This is a genomic window from Mesorhizobium sp. M0514 (assembly GCF_040321145.1).
In the GTDB taxonomy this organism is placed as follows: Bacteria; Pseudomonadota; Alphaproteobacteria; order Rhizobiales; family Rhizobiaceae; genus Mesorhizobium.
In genome coordinates, this window is record NZ_JAMYQZ010000010.1 from 88,773 (window position 1) to 102,455 (window position 13,683).

Here is a 13,683-nt window from a genome sequence, read left to right on the forward strand (position 1 = left end):
CTCGCCACCCACTAGCGCTTCCGTGCGGCGATGGCGAGGCAACCGGCAGGAATTTCAGCCATTCTTACGAATTTGTAAGCGGGCGGACAGATTGCGGCGAGGTCGCCTGCCCATAGTCCTTGTGCCGGCCGACCTGCCGGACATCGTTTCATCACCGCCTGGATACCGGCGCAAGACAGGAACACCAGCATGAAAAAGCTAGCCCTCGCTTTCTCGCTCTGCGCCATTGCCATCGCCAACCCGGTTTTTTCAGCCGCTTCCGCTGCGACGCTTTGCGAAGACGCTCTGAAGGACCTGCGCGCGGCGGAAGCCTTGGCGGCGCTGAGCGCCGCGGACAAGACCAAAGTATCCGATCTCGAGGCCAAAGGCGTCGAGCGCTGCAATGCCGACGACGACAAGCGCGCCGACGACTTCTTCGCTCAGGCCATGAAGATCATGGGGAAGTAAGGCCAAGCCTCGCCGCACGTACCGGGGAATAGGCCCGTCCCCGCGAAACGACAAGGATCCCATCATGCGCTTGTCTGCAAGCACTGCACCCGCCGCACTGGCATCACCCAACAGGGTCCCTGATGTCACCGTCGAATTCTGGCTGATCAAGCTTTTGGCGGTCACCATGGGCGAGACGGCGGCCGACTATCTGGCCGTCAATCTTGGCTTCGGACTGACCGTCACCTCGCTGATCATGACCGGCATCCTTGTCGTCGCGCTGGCGCTGCAATTCGCGCAGAAGCGTTATGTGCCATGGGCCTATTGGCTGGCGGTGGTGCTGATCAGCGTCGTCGGCACCTTGATCACCGACAATCTGGTCGACAATTTGGGCGTCCGTCTGCAAACCACCACGATTGCCTTCACGGTCTTGCTCGCCGCGACATTCGCGGTCTGGTACGCCAGCGAAAGAACGCTCTCCATCCATACGATCGTCACCACCAGGCGCGAGATCTTCTACTGGCTGGCGATCCTGTTCACCTTTTCGCTCGGCACCGCGGCCGGCGACCTTGTCGCCGAGACGTTCGACATTGGCTATCTCACGACTGGCTTCTTGTTCGGCGCGGTCATCGTCTTCATCGCCCTCGGCTATTTCGCCTTCGGCATCGACGCCATCCTCGCCTTCTGGCTGGCCTACATCCTGACGCGACCGCTTGGCGCCTCGTTCGGCGACCTGCTGTCGCAGCCGGTCGAATATGGCGGCCTCGGCTTCGGCACCACCTTCACCAGCATGATCTTCCTGGGCTGCATCGTCGCCCTCGTTCTCTATATGAGTCTGAAGAAGGGCACCGGCGAGGCCGACAAAATCCTGCTTGAATCGGAGTAGATGCAAGCACCTGCACGCCCGCCTGACGCGACGAGAACGCGCCAAAACGTCAATGGATCCCTGCCGTGGGTCGCCCTGGGCAGCTATCGCGCTCACCTCATGGACGGAAGAATGAACTCCAGGAAATCCGGTTATAGCGGCCTCCAAATTAGCCTGCATTGGATGATAGCGGCGCTTGTCCTGTTCCAGCTCCTGTTCGGCGAAAACATGACAATCTATGTCGATGCGGCAGCGGACAGACGCCAACTGTCGTCCTACGGGCAGACCATGGGGCCCGCCCATTACTGGGTCGGCCTGGCGATCCTGTTGCTGGTGTTCGTGCGACTGGCCGTCCGCCTCTTCATCGGTGCGCCCAAGCCGCAATCCACAATGCCGAAATGGATGGCTTTCGCCTCACGCACAACGCATGCGCTGTTCTATGGCCTTCTCGTTGCCGCTCCTGTTTCCGGGCTTCTGGCCTTTTATGTTTGGAGCTGGATGGGCGATGTCCATACTTGGGCAAAGCCGGTATTCATCGTTCTGATCTGCATTCATGCCGGTGCGGCACTCTTCCATCATTTTATTCTGAAAGACGCCGTGCTGCGCAGGATGCTTGTCCCTGCGCGCGATCCGGTCGGATGACACTTATGGACATGTGCAACGACCACGAGCGACCAGGCGCCGGCGGATATTCTAGGAACGGACCGCCGCCGGTGCTAGCATGCCGCTCTGGCAAAGCCTCGGCAACAGACCGGAACAGAGATGCGACTTCTCCTTGTTGAGGATGACCCCAGGACCGCAGACTATGTCGTCAAGGGCCTGAGCGAAGCCGGGCATGTCTGCGATCTGCTGCGCGACGGGCATGACGCGCTGTTTGCCGCGACACGCGACGCCTATGACGTGATCGTCGTCGACCGCATGCTGCCCGGCCTCGACGGCCTGTCGATGATCAAGGCGGTGCGGGCGGCGGGCGTGCGCACGCCGGCGATCTTTCTGACCTCGGTCGGCGGCGTCGACGACAGGGTTGAAGGGCTTGAGGCCGGCGGCGACGACTATCTCGTCAAGCCATTCGCCTTTTCCGAACTGCTCGCCCGCATCAACGCGCTCGGCCGTCGCCCTGCGGTGCAGGAGCTGAAGACGACGCTGCGCATCGCAGACCTCGAAATGGACCTGATCCAGCGCCGCGTCACCAGGCAGGGCCAGGCGATCGACCTGCAGCCGCGCGAATTCAGCCTGCTCGAAGTGCTGATGCGCGGCGAGGGCCGCGTCATCACCCGCACCATGCTTCTGGAACGGGTCTGGGATTTTCACTTCGACCCCAAGACCAGCGTCGTCGAAACCCATATCAGCCGGCTGCGCGCCAAGATCGACAGGCCGTTCGAAACCACGTTGATCCACACCGTGCGCAACACTGGCTACAGTGTTCACGACTGAGGCGCGGCATGACAGAAACTTGCCATGACTGAAGCTTGCCATGACTGAAACGCACTATGACTGAGACAGGCTCTCGCCTGCTGCGCAGCACGCCGTTTCGGCTGGCCCTGACCTTCGCCTTGCTGTTCGTGCTCGCCTTCATCCTGTCAGGCGCCATCGTCTACCAGCTGATGAGCGCGGATCTTGCCGAGCAGCTCGACCAGTCGGTCAAGGAGACCTATTCGGTCGTGGCGGTGACCTATGCCGGAAACGACCGGGAGGATCTGGTTTCGGCAGTCGACAGCCACGCCGCGCTCAGCCCGAGCAAGGAACAGCTGTTCTCGCTCACCGATCCCGCCGGCAATCGCCTGGCCGGGAATTTCACCGCCGCCGACCTTCCCGATGGCTTTTCGGATTTTGCAGCGTCCCTGCCCGATGTGACGCCCGGCACCATGTACCGCGCCTGGTCCGGTTCGGTCGGGCCGAACAGCCTGACCGTGGCCTTCTCGCTGACTGAGATAAGGGCGTTGGAAAACATCGTGCTGATGAGCTTCGGTTGGGCCACCCTGATCATTTCCGGCCTTGGGGTGGCCGGCGGCGCCCTGCTGGCGTCGCGCGTGCAGCGCCGCCTCGACGGCATAGCCGCCACCATGGACGATGTCTCCAACGGCCGGCTCGACGCCCGCATTCCACTGCTCGGCAATGGCGACGACATTGACGGCGTCTCGCGCCAGGTCAACGCCGCGCTGGAGCGGCTGGCGGCGCTGGTGGACGGCATGCGCCAGGTCAGCGCCGACATCGCGCATGATCTGAAGACGCCGCTCAACCGGCTGCAGATGATTTTGGAAGCTGCGGCCGACAGGACCGCGCGGGGTGAGGCCGTTGCCGATGAGCTGGCGGAGGCAGGTGGGGAAAGCCTGCAGATCAACGATACTTTCGATGCGCTGTTGCGTATTGCCCAGATCGAGGCCGGCGCCCGCAAGGCGCGCTTTGTCGATCTCGACCTCACCGGCGTCATCGATGCCATTGCCGAAATCTACGCCGGTGTCGCCGAGGATGACGGCAAGTCGCTGTCGGCCACGATCGTCCACGGCACCCCATGCCTGGTCCACGGCGACCGCGACCTGCTGACGCAATTGTTTGCCAATCTGGTTGAGAACGCGCTGCGGCATTGCCCCGATGGCACGGCAATCCTTCTATCGGTGCGGCGGCAAGGCGACCGCATTCTGGCTGAGGTCGCCGACAATGGCCCCGGCATCCCGGCGCAGGAGCGCGAGAAAGTGTTCCAGCGGCTCTACCGGCTGGACTCCAGCCGCACCACGCCCGGCAGCGGCCTTGGCCTCAGCCTGGTGCGGGCCATCGCCGACCTGCATGGTGCAACTATTGCGCTGGAGGATCGCCGGCCTGGGCTGGCGGTAATTGTCGGGTTTCCTCGGGCGGAGGGCACCGGTCCCGGCTTGAAATGACAACGCCAGGGCCAGGTCGACCCCACTCCGTCGAGCTTCGCTCGACACCTCTCCCCCGATCGACGGGGGAGAGGTGGCGCTGCGAAGCAGCGACGGAGTGGGGGAAGGCGCTCATGAAACGCGAAGTCGCTGACAACTTTCTCCAAGTTGATGATAGCATCCGACAAAGGCGGTCGCGATTAGCCTTGCACATGTTTCCACCCGGAACGGCTGCGGGTTGATCAAGATCACCGTTGAACCTATCGGCCCACCGCACCCCGGCGAAAATCCGAGGGCGACATCCCTGCCAGCTTGCGGAAGGATTTGTTGAAGGCGCTGAGCGAGCCAAAGCCTGAATCCATGGCGACGCGCAGCACATTGGCGTCTTCATGCATCAGCAGCGCCTGCGCGTAGCTCAGCCGCAGCAGATTCATATATTCGTTGAGCGTCATGCCGGTCGATTTCTTGAAAATGCTCATGGCGTATTTGGGGTGGATGTCGGCGGCAGCGGCAATGTCGACGCAGTCTATGTCGTAGAGGAAATTCTCGGCGATGAAGTCGCACATGCGCCCGACATTGCGCAGCGATTGCTGGTCGAACGGGCCGCCGGGTTCCTGGCCGATGGCGGTTTCCGGCACCAGCCGGTAGGGCTCGAAGCGCACCCGCTCCAACCGCAGCAGCAGCTCGTTCACGGCGTGCTCGGTTATCGCCGGATCGCCCGAGCGGAAATAGCGGTTCCAGCGTTCGAAATTGTGATGGTCGGCCTGGTCGGTCGCCGATGTCACCAGCGTGGCGCCGGTCATCAGCCGGTGGCGGACATCCGTCGGCAGATGCAGGCGGAAGAAATGCACCAGCGGCAGATGCGCGCCGGCATAGATGGCGTCGTCGGAGAGATCGTCCATCTGGTGCGGCAGCCCGCCCCAGAACAGGCACATGTCGCCGGCCGACAGCGAAATCTCGTGCTCGTTCATGCGGTAATGCACGCTGCCGCGGACGATGAAATTGACCTCGACCTGGGCATGCCAATGCGGCTTCAGCATCACCAGCGGATGGTTGTGAAACATCTGCAAAGCCATCGGCAGGCCTTCGACGCTGCTGGCGCCAGGCTGGTAAAACGGCCGTTCCGGCATCTTACTTTCCGCCCATCTTTTATTCCCGTTGTCAGGGACAAGCCTTCCGCGCCGCCTAGTCTAGCCATGCTCGCGAAGAGAGAGCAAATGAAATGGGAGGATTTCAATGCGCACGACACTGATCTGTGCCGCGCTGGCGCTTGGCCTGGGCTCAGCCCCAGCTTTGGCGCAGTCCGGCGAAATCACGATCTGGAGCTGGAATATCGCCGCTTCGTCGCTGAAGGCGACGGTGGCCGGCTTCAACAAACAGCATCCCGACGTCAAGGTCACCGTTCAGGATCTCGGCAACCAGCCGACCTATGACAAGTCGATCGCCGGCTGTGCGGCCGGCGGCGTCGGCCTGCCCGATATCGTCTCGATCGAAAACGGCGAGGCCGAGAACTACTGGAGCCAGTTCCCCGATTGCTTCGTCGATTTGCACACGCTGGGCTACACCGCCGACGACCAGAAGAAATTCCCGGATTTCAAGCGCACCGAACTGGAGGTCGGCGACAAGGCCTATGCCATGCCGTGGGATTCCGGCCCAGTCGCCGCCTTCTACCGCCGCGACTTCTACGAGAAGGCTGGCGTCGATCCGGCCTCGATCAAGACCTGGGACGATTTCATCGCCGCCGGCAAGAAGGTCCAGGCCGCCAATCCCGGCGTCACCATGACCAATGCCGATTTCAACGGCGACACCGAATTCTTCCGCATGATTTCCAACGAACAGGGCTGCGGCTATTTCGCCGCCGATGGGCAGTCGATCACCGTCAACCAGCCGAAATGCGTCGACACGCTGGCCAAGATCAAGGACATGAAGGACGCCGGCATCATCTCGTCGGCCGACTGGGGCACCAAGATCACCAACAACACCGCCGGGACCGTCGCCACCCAGGTCTATGGCGGCTGGTATGAGGGCACCATCCGCACCGAATCGGCCGGCGAAAACGGCAAATGGGGTGTCTATCTGATGCCGAGCCTGACCGCCGACGGCCCGCGCGCCGCCAATCTCGGCGGCTCGTCGCTCGCCATCACCTCGGCCTCGAAGAACAAGGAGGCCGCCTACGCCTATCTGAAATACACGCTCGAGACCAATGACGGCCAGATCACCATGCTCAGGGATTTCGGCCTGGTGCCGTCACTGATCTCGGCGCTCGACGATCCCTATGTCTCGCAAGGCCTCCCCTATTGGGGCGGCCAGGCAGTGTGGAAGGACATTCTCGCCACGCTGCCCAAGGTGGTGCCGAGCCGCGGCACGCCGTTCCAGAGCGACGCCGAAATCATCATGCGCGCCGTGCAGACCAAATATCTCGGCGGCGGCTATCCCGATGCCAAGGCCGCCCTCGACGACGCCGCCAGCCAGATCGCGGCGGCGACTGGATTGCCGGTAAAGTGACGAAGGCGGAGATGTTGGCGGGCCAGATATAGGGCAATTTGCCGGACCGTTGGCGCTGCCCCTCACCTGCCTGCCGGCATCCTCTCCCCGTATAGTGACGGAGAGGGGACGCTCTCGCCCAACAGTTCGCCAATCGCCGGCGGTGTCCCAACAAGCCCCTTCTCCCCGTCACTATACGGGGAGAAGGTCCCGGCAGGGGATGAGGGGCGGCGCCAAGCCCTGATAATTGACGCCGGCTAACAACACGCCGGATATCAACCGGGAAAGAGGAAGGAGGAGGAAACCATGCGCTACCAGAACGCCACGGCCTATCGCTTCCTTACGCCCTACCTTCTGATCTTTGCCATCTTCTGGGTGTGGCCGATCATCTCCTCGTTCATGATTTCCTTCCAGGCGACGCGCACGGTGCCCTGGCGCTTTGCGCCGACGTTCAACTGGGGCCGCCTGATCGGCGACCCCGCTTTCTTCAACGCGCTGAAGAACACGCTGCTCATCCTTGTCATCCAGGTGCCGGTGATGATCTCGCTGGCGATCATCATGGCGGTGCTGCTGAACTCGCCGCTGCTGAAAGCACGTGGCCTCTACCGCTTTGCCTTCTTCGCTCCGGTGGTGGTCGGCGAGGTCGCCTATTCCGCCGTGTTCCGGCTGATGTTCAACCTGGATTTCGGCATCATCAACAAGCTCCTCGCCGGCGTCGGCCTGGCCAAGATCGACTGGTTCTCCAACGTCACACCGGCCATGGCGCTGATCATGATCGCGGTAACCTGGCGCTGGGCCGGCTACAACGCCATCATCCTGCTCGCCGGCCTGCAGTCGATCCCCGAGGACGTCCATGAAGCAGCGACGCTCGACCGCGTCAGCAAGCTCAAGCAGTTCTTCTACATAACGCTGCCGCTGCTCAAGCCGGTCATCGTGTTTTGCGCCGTGCTGTCGATCATCGGCACCATGCAGCTGTTCACCGAGCCGTTCCTGATCACCGAGCGCGGCGGCCCCGGCGGCGGCACCGAGACGCTTGGCCTGCTGCTCTACCGCCAGGGTTTTCGCTCGCTCAATTTCGGCTACGCCTCGGCCGTCGCCTACACCATGGCGGGCTTGGCAATCGCCATCACGCTGGTGCAGCTGTGGCTGACAAGAGAGCCGAAATGAGTTCGCTGTCGCAACGCCGGCTCGGCCGCAGCGTCCTGCTGCATCTGGTCCTGACGCCGCTGGCGGTGATCTGGCTGTTTCCGCTATGGATGATGGTGGTGTTTTCGACCATGCCCGACAACGGCATTTTCAGCCCCGGCATCGAGCTTCTGCCGCACGGCAATTTCGTCGACAATTTCAACAACCTGCAGCGCGACACCAATTTCGTCGGCGCCATCGGCATTTCGGTGGCGGTGGCGGTGACCTACACCTTCTTCTCGGTGCTGCTGACCTCGATGGCCGGCTGGGCGCTCGCCCGCTATCAGTTCTTCGGCAAGGGCGCGGTGGTGGCGATCATCCTCGGCACCATCACGCTGCCCTATGCGGTGGTGCTGATCCCGCAATTCATCATGGTGGCGCGCGACTTCCAGCTCGCCAACACCTGGATTGCGTTGATCGTGCCACCCTTGTTCAATTCGCTGGGCGTGCTGTTCATGCGCCAGGCTTTCTCGATGATGCCGGCCGACCTCTTCGACGCCGCGCGAGTCGAAGGCGTCAAGGAATGGCGTATCTTCCTGTTCGTCGCTTTGCCGCTGGCGCGGCCGATGCTGGCGGCGCTCGCCATCATTCTGTTCCTCGCCTCGTGGAACAATTATCTCTGGCCGCTTTTGATCAACAGCCAGCCCGGCGCCATGACGGCCCCTGTGGCGCTCGGCACGCTGATCGGCCTGACCAAGGTCTCATGGGGCGGCATCATGGCCGGCGCCGTCATGCTGACCGTACCGATGCTGGTCGTCTTCGTGCTGCTGCAGCGCCATTTCATCGCGGGCATCGCCGCCGGCGCCGTCAAGTAGGACTAGAGCGATATGGCGGCAGTCACCCTCACCAATGTCGTAAAACGCTTCGGCGTCTATGAGATCATCCATGGCGCCAACATCGATATCGCCGATGGCGAGTTCGTCGTCTTTGTCGGCCCGTCGGGTTGTGGAAAATCGACGCTGCTCAGGATGATCGCCGGGCTGGAGGATATCAGCGGCGGCGAGATCGCCATTGGCGGCAAGGTGATGAACGATGTCGAGCCGGCCGAGCGCGGCATCGCCATGGTGTTCCAGTCCTACGCGCTCTACCCGCACATGAGCGTGGAGCAGAATCTGAGCTTTGGTCTCAGGATGACCGGCAACCCCAAGGAGGACACCGAGCGGCGGGTGAAGCGGGCCTCCGAAATTCTGCGCATCACAGAGTTGATGGCGCGGCGGCCGAGGCAATTGTCCGGCGGCCAGCGCCAACGCGTCGCCATTGGCCGCGCCATCGTGCGCGAACCGCAAGTCTTCCTGTTCGACGAGCCGTTGAGCAATCTCGACGCCGAGCTGCGCGTCCAGATGCGGGTCGAGATCTCGCGCCTGCACAAGGAACTCGGCACAACGATGATCTATGTCACCCACGACCAGACCGAGGCGATGACGCTGGCCGACCGGATCGTCGTGCTGCGCGGTGGCCATGTCGAGCAGATCGGCAGGCCGCTCGATCTCTACGACAATCCCGACAACCAGTTCGTCGCCGGCTTTGTAGGCTCGCCGAAGATGAATTTCGTCAAGGGCCGCGTCGTCGGGCGCAACATGAGCAGCGTCACCGTCGAGCTGGTGGGCGAGGAAATGACCCGCATTATGCAACCGTTGACCGGCGCCGTGCCGCAAACAGGAGCCAAGGTCATTGTCGGCGTGCGGCCCGAACATTTCGGCAATGGCGGCGAAGGCGACGCCGACCTCACCGTCGGCATCGACGTGGTCGAGCATCTCGGCGGCACCAGCTTCATCTATGCCAGGACCGCCCATGGCGAAGACCTGGTGATCCAGCGCGACGCGGCAAAGGTCCCCGACACCCAGGAGATCACCGTGTCCATCCGCAAATCCTATCTGTTCGACGAAAACGGCCAGCGGCTGCGCTGAGCGCTTCCAGCCTTGCAAGGAGAATGACCATGACTGCAACCGCGCCCATCCGCTGGGGGATACTCGGGCCTGGCGACATCGCCAAAGCGTTCGCCCGCGGCGTGGCAGGCTCGCGCACCGGCACGATCGTGGCGCTCGGCGCCCGCAATCCCGGCAAGGCAGGCCTGGCCGAGACGTTTCCCGGCGCCCGCATCCTCGACGGTTACGACGCGCTGCTCGCTGACCCCGAGGTCGACGCCGTCTATATCGCCATCCCGCATCCCGGCCATGCCGAATGGGCAATCAAGGCGGCGGAAGCCGGCAAGCATGTGCTGTGCGAAAAGCCGCTGGCGCTGACCGCCTTCGAGGCCGACGCCATGATCCATGCCGCGCGCAAGGCCGGCACCTTCCTCGGCGAAGCCTTCATGTACCGCCTGCACCCGCAGACGGCGAAGCTGGTCGAGGTGATCCAGTCGGGCGTCATCGGCGATGTCAGGCTGATCAAGTCGAGCTTCGGCTTCGCCATGCCCGGCTTCATGCCCGAGCACCGGCTCTATTCCAACGATCTCGCCGGTGGCGGCATTCTCGACGTCGGCGGCTATCCCGTCTCCATGGTGCGGCTGATCGCGGGCGCTGCCACAGGCAAACCCTTTGCCGAGCCGGACAAGGTCGTCGGCACCGCCCATCTCGGCAAGTCCGGCGTCGACGAATGGGCCTCGGCGCTGCTGCATTTTCCCGGTGGTATCGTTGCCGAGGTATCCTGCAGCATCTCGCTCAAACAGGACAATGTCCTGCGCATCCTCGGCACCAAGGGCCGCATCGAGGTGCCGGATTTCTGGTTCGCCGGCGGCGCCTACCGCGATGGCGGCCCTGGCCGGATCGATGTAATTCTCGCCGACGACACGCGCGAGACCATCAGCCTCAACGAAACCCGCCATCTCTATTCCTTCGAGGTCGACGCCGCCGGCGAGGCGATCCTGGCCGGGAAACAAGAGTTCGCCTGGCCAGGCATGGCCTGGGCCGACAGTCTGGGCACGCTGCGTGTGCTCGACAAATGGCGCGCCGCCGTTGGGCTGGAATATGAGATCGAAAAGCCGGCTAAGCGAACCAACACCATTTCGGGCCGGCCGCTGCGCACCGGCGGCACGGCCATTGGCAAGCGCAAGATTCCGGGCCTGTCGAAGCCGGCCTCCGTGGTGGCGCTCGGCTTCGAGGATTTCCGCACCTTCTCGTCGGGCGCAATCCTGCTCGACGCCTTCTTCGAGACCGGCGGCAATCTGTTCGATACCGGCTATGTCTACGGCGCCGGCTACACCGAAACGCTGCTTGGCCAGTGGCTCAGGAATCGCGGCGTGCGCGAGCAGTCGGTGATTATCGCCAAGGGCGCCCACTCGCCGCTCTGCTATCCCGATGTCATCGGCAAGCAGCTCGCCCAGTCGTTGGACCGGCTGCAGACCGACCATGTCGACCTCTATTTCATGCACCGCGACAACCCGGATGTGCCGGTCGGCGAATTCGTCGATGCGATGGACGCCGAGGTCAAGGCCGGCCGCATCCGTGGCCCGTTCGGCGGCTCGAACTGGACGATGGCGCGCATGGACGAGGCGATTGCCTATGCCGAGCGCACCGGCAAGCAGAAGCCCGGCGTGCTCTCCAACAATTTCTCGCTGGCCGAGATGCTGGAACCGATCTGGGCCGGCTGCATCACCTCGTCCACCGACGACTGGAAATCCTGGCTGACGAAAAGGCAGATGCCCAACTTCGCCTGGTCGAGCCAGGGCCGCGGCTTCTTCACCGACCGCGCCGGCCGCGACAAGCAGGACAATGAGGAGCTGGTGCGGGTCTGGTATTCCGAGAAAAATTTCGGCCGCCGCGACCGCGCCATCGAGCTGGCGCAGCGCCTGGGCAAAAGTCCGATCCACATCGCGCTCGCCTATGTGCTGGCGCAGCCTTTTCCGTCGGTGCCGTTGATCGGCCCGCGCACGCTGGACGAGTTGGAGGACAGTTTGAAGGCGCTGGATATCAAGCTGTCGGCGGAGGATGTGGCGTGGCTGGATAGCGGGCCGGAAAGGCGGCGGGCTTAGCAGCTAATCTCCCCCCTTGAGGGGGAGATGTCGCCGAAGGCGACAGAGGGGGTCGCCTCGCGTGGAGCGCTAACCTCCTTCTGCAGCGGCAGGTAGGCCGAGCCCAGTCGAACCGACCCCCTCTGGCCTGCCGGCCATCTCCCCCGCACGGGGGAGATTAGCGGCTCATGCGTTCCACCTACCGATCGATCCGTGTCGACAAAATAATCGACGACGACGTCCGCTCGACCCCGTCCATCGCCCCGATCTCGTCCAGCAACGCATCCAGATCCCTGATCGACGGCGCGTCGACGATGACGATCATGTCGAAATTGCCGCTCACCGAGTGCAGCGTCCGTACCGGCGGCAGCGCCTGCAGCGCCCGCACCACCTTGTCGGCGAGCTTGGGCGTGACGGTGAGCAGCACATGCGCCCGCACAAGCCCCTGCTCGTAGTCCGGCGCCATCCGCACGCCATAGCCGGTGATGATGCCGCGCTGTTCCAGCCGCTCGATCCGGCTCTGCACTGTCGTGCGCGAAACGCCGAGCTGGCGCGCCAGCTCAGTGGTCGACGCGCGGGCATTGGCTTGCAGCAGGGAAAGCAGTTTTTGTTCGGCGTCACTGAGCATTTCGACGAACCTCGTCGGCGTATCGTTCAATTGCAGGGTTCATTTCGAACGATCCCACGCTTCCTTTCGACAGGCAAGCTGCGATTCTTGAAGGCATCGCGTCCACCGCGCGGCGGTCTGGGCCAAAGAGTTTTCACGAGGGGCAAGGTCATGAAGAAAATCATCGTCGTCGGCGCCGGCAAGATCGGCTCGACCATTGCAGGCATGCTCGCCGACAGCGGCGACTACCACGTCACCGTTGTCGACCGCGCGGCGGCACAGTTTGCCGCGGCCGAACTTCCCGCCGGCGTCGAGGGGCTGGAGCTCGATATCGCAGCGCCGGGCGCACTCGAGGCCGCCCTTGCCGGCGCCTTCGCCGTGCTGAGCGCCGCCCCCTTCCATTTGACCACGCGCATCGCCGAAGCGGCCGCCGCCACCGGCGTGCACTATCTCGATTTGACCGAGGATGTCGTCTCCACCCGCCGCGTCAAGGAGCTGGCCAAGTCGGGCAACAGCGCCTTCATTCCGCAATGCGGCCTGGCGCCGGGCTTCATCTCGATCGTCGCCAATGATCTCGCCAGCCGCTTCGACACGCTGGAAAGCGTTCGCATGCGCGTCGGCGCGCTGCCGCAATACCCGTCCAATGCGCTGAACTACAATCTGACCTGGAGCACCGACGGCGTCATCAACGAATATTGCGAACCCTGCGAGGCGATCGTCGAGGGCGAGCTGATCGAGGTGCCGCCGCTGGAGGAGCGCGAAGAGTTCTCGCTCGACGGCGTCACCTATGAGGCCTTCAACACCTCCGGCGGTCTCGGCACGCTGGCCGAGACGCTGAAGGGCAAGGTGCGCACGCTGAACTACCGCACCATCCGCTATCCCGGCCACGCGGCGATCATGAAGGCGCTGCTCAACGATCTCGGCCTGCGCCACCGCCGCGACGTGCTGAAGGATATCTTCGAGAGCGCCCTGCCGGCAACGCTGCAGGATGTGGTCATCGTCTTCGTCACCGTCTCGGGCCGCCGCAATGGCCGCCTGCTGCAGGAAACCTACGCCAACAAGATCTATTCGCAGCGCATCGGCAACCAGGTGCGCAGCGCAATCCAGATCACCACCGCCTCCGGCATCTGCGCCGTGCTCGACATGCTGGCCGACGGCACCTTGCCGGCGACCGGTTTCGTCAAGCAGGAAGACATCGCGCTGGATGCGTTTCTCGCCAATCGTTTTGGGCGCGCTTATGCGCAGCACGAGATGGTGAGCCGCCTGGCGAGCTGAGCTACTTCACCCTCCCTTGTGGGGAGGGTGAAGT

At 63.3% G+C, this 13,683-nt stretch carries 13 protein-coding genes; 11 read left to right on the forward strand and 2 right to left on the reverse strand.

What is annotated here, in order from left to right:
* Positions 1–189 precede the first annotated feature (189 nt).
* From NKI61_RS07005 to NKI61_RS07025, 5 genes are all read left to right on the forward strand, one after another.
* Positions 190–447, forward strand: coding sequence for a hypothetical protein (locus tag NKI61_RS07005; RefSeq protein WP_352460938.1), 258 nt, complete (start codon positions 190–192; stop codon positions 445–447).
* A 64-nt stretch (positions 448–511) separates the two neighbouring features.
* Entirely contained in the window at positions 512–1,312 is an 801-nt protein-coding gene (locus NKI61_RS07010) for a COG4705 family protein (protein ID WP_352839075.1), read from the forward strand.
* The gene (locus NKI61_RS07015; protein WP_352839076.1) at positions 1,313–1,933 is read left to right on the forward strand and encodes a cytochrome b; all 621 of its coding nucleotides are present in this window, start codon (positions 1,313–1,315) and stop codon (positions 1,931–1,933) included.
* A gap of 120 nt (positions 1,934–2,053) precedes the next feature.
* A complete protein-coding gene (locus NKI61_RS07020; protein WP_023740151.1) occupies positions 2,054–2,725 on the forward strand; it encodes a winged helix-turn-helix domain-containing protein in 672 nt (223 codons plus the stop codon).
* Positions 2,726–2,781: 56 nt separating this feature from the next.
* Positions 2,782–4,170 carry a HAMP domain-containing sensor histidine kinase gene (locus NKI61_RS07025; RefSeq protein WP_352839077.1) on the forward strand — a complete coding sequence of 463 codons (1,389 nt, stop codon included), beginning with the start codon at positions 2,782–2,784 and terminating at the stop codon, positions 4,168–4,170.
* Between the two features lie 239 nt (positions 4,171–4,409).
* Here the strand turns inward: NKI61_RS07025 and NKI61_RS07030 are convergent, their stop codons facing one another.
* Entirely contained in the window at positions 4,410–5,279 is an 870-nt protein-coding gene (locus NKI61_RS07030; protein ID WP_023730312.1) for a helix-turn-helix domain-containing protein, read from the reverse strand.
* Positions 5,280–5,385: 106 nt separating this feature from the next.
* Between NKI61_RS07030 and NKI61_RS07035 the strand changes: the two genes are divergently transcribed.
* The 5 genes from NKI61_RS07035 (at position 5,386) to NKI61_RS07055 (ending at position 11,788) form a co-directional block, all read left to right on the forward strand.
* Positions 5,386–6,654 carry an ABC transporter substrate-binding protein gene (locus NKI61_RS07035; protein WP_352839078.1) on the forward strand — a complete coding sequence of 423 codons (1,269 nt, stop codon included), beginning with the start codon at positions 5,386–5,388 and terminating at the stop codon, positions 6,652–6,654.
* 285 nt (positions 6,655–6,939) lie between these two features.
* The gene (locus tag NKI61_RS07040) at positions 6,940–7,800 is read left to right on the forward strand and encodes a carbohydrate ABC transporter permease (RefSeq protein ID WP_352839079.1); all 861 of its coding nucleotides are present in this window, start codon (positions 6,940–6,942) and stop codon (positions 7,798–7,800) included.
* A complete protein-coding gene (locus tag NKI61_RS07045) occupies positions 7,797–8,633 on the forward strand; it encodes a carbohydrate ABC transporter permease (RefSeq protein ID WP_023672164.1) in 837 nt (278 codons plus the stop codon). The genes NKI61_RS07040 and NKI61_RS07045 overlap by 4 nt, the downstream gene beginning before the upstream one ends.
* Positions 8,634–8,645: 12 nt before the next feature.
* The gene (locus tag NKI61_RS07050; RefSeq protein ID WP_352839080.1) at positions 8,646–9,725 is read left to right on the forward strand and encodes an ABC transporter ATP-binding protein; all 1,080 of its coding nucleotides are present in this window, start codon (positions 8,646–8,648) and stop codon (positions 9,723–9,725) included.
* A gap of 29 nt (positions 9,726–9,754) precedes the next feature.
* Entirely contained in the window at positions 9,755–11,788 is a 2,034-nt protein-coding gene (locus NKI61_RS07055; protein ID WP_352839081.1) for an aldo/keto reductase, read from the forward strand.
* A gap of 178 nt (positions 11,789–11,966) precedes the next feature.
* On the opposite strand, the gene NKI61_RS07060 is transcribed toward NKI61_RS07055, so the two are convergent.
* On the reverse strand, positions 11,967–12,395 hold the full coding sequence (locus tag NKI61_RS07060; protein WP_023742033.1) for an Lrp/AsnC family transcriptional regulator: 429 nt from the start codon (positions 12,393–12,395) through the stop codon (positions 11,967–11,969).
* Positions 12,396–12,545: 150 nt separating this feature from the next.
* Here NKI61_RS07060 and NKI61_RS07065 point away from each other — a divergent pair, with 150 nt between their 5' ends.
* Positions 12,546–13,649 (forward strand): saccharopine dehydrogenase family protein, encoded by a 1,104-nt coding sequence (locus NKI61_RS07065; RefSeq protein WP_023742032.1) that lies wholly within the window; start codon positions 12,546–12,548, stop codon positions 13,647–13,649.
* Positions 13,650–13,683 lie beyond the last annotated feature (34 nt).

Excerpts from the sequence above, each read along its gene's own strand:
- NKI61_RS07005 (WP_352460938.1), top strand. The coding sequence starts at position 190 with ATGAAAAAGCTAGCCCTCGCTTTCTCGCTCTGCGCCATTGCCATCGCC.
- NKI61_RS07010 (WP_352839075.1), top strand. The coding sequence starts at position 512 with ATGCGCTTGTCTGCAAGCACTGCACCCGCCGCACTGGCATCACCCAAC.
- NKI61_RS07015 (WP_352839076.1), top strand. The coding sequence starts at position 1,313 with ATGCAAGCACCTGCACGCCCGCCTGACGCGACGAGAACGCGCCAAAAC.
- NKI61_RS07020 (WP_023740151.1), top strand. The coding sequence starts at position 2,054 with ATGCGACTTCTCCTTGTTGAGGATGACCCCAGGACCGCAGACTATGTC.
- NKI61_RS07025 (WP_352839077.1), top strand. The coding sequence starts at position 2,782 with ATGACTGAGACAGGCTCTCGCCTGCTGCGCAGCACGCCGTTTCGGCTG.
- NKI61_RS07030 (WP_023730312.1), bottom strand. The coding sequence starts at position 5,279 with ATGCCGGAACGGCCGTTTTACCAGCCTGGCGCCAGCAGCGTCGAAGGC.
- NKI61_RS07035 (WP_352839078.1), top strand. The coding sequence starts at position 5,386 with ATGCGCACGACACTGATCTGTGCCGCGCTGGCGCTTGGCCTGGGCTCA.
- NKI61_RS07040 (WP_352839079.1), top strand. The coding sequence starts at position 6,940 with ATGCGCTACCAGAACGCCACGGCCTATCGCTTCCTTACGCCCTACCTT.
- NKI61_RS07045 (WP_023672164.1), top strand. The coding sequence starts at position 7,797 with ATGAGTTCGCTGTCGCAACGCCGGCTCGGCCGCAGCGTCCTGCTGCAT.
- NKI61_RS07050 (WP_352839080.1), top strand. The coding sequence starts at position 8,646 with ATGGCGGCAGTCACCCTCACCAATGTCGTAAAACGCTTCGGCGTCTAT.
- NKI61_RS07055 (WP_352839081.1), top strand. The coding sequence starts at position 9,755 with ATGACTGCAACCGCGCCCATCCGCTGGGGGATACTCGGGCCTGGCGAC.
- NKI61_RS07060 (WP_023742033.1), bottom strand. The coding sequence starts at position 12,395 with ATGCTCAGTGACGCCGAACAAAAACTGCTTTCCCTGCTGCAAGCCAAT.
- NKI61_RS07065 (WP_023742032.1), top strand. The coding sequence starts at position 12,546 with ATGAAGAAAATCATCGTCGTCGGCGCCGGCAAGATCGGCTCGACCATT.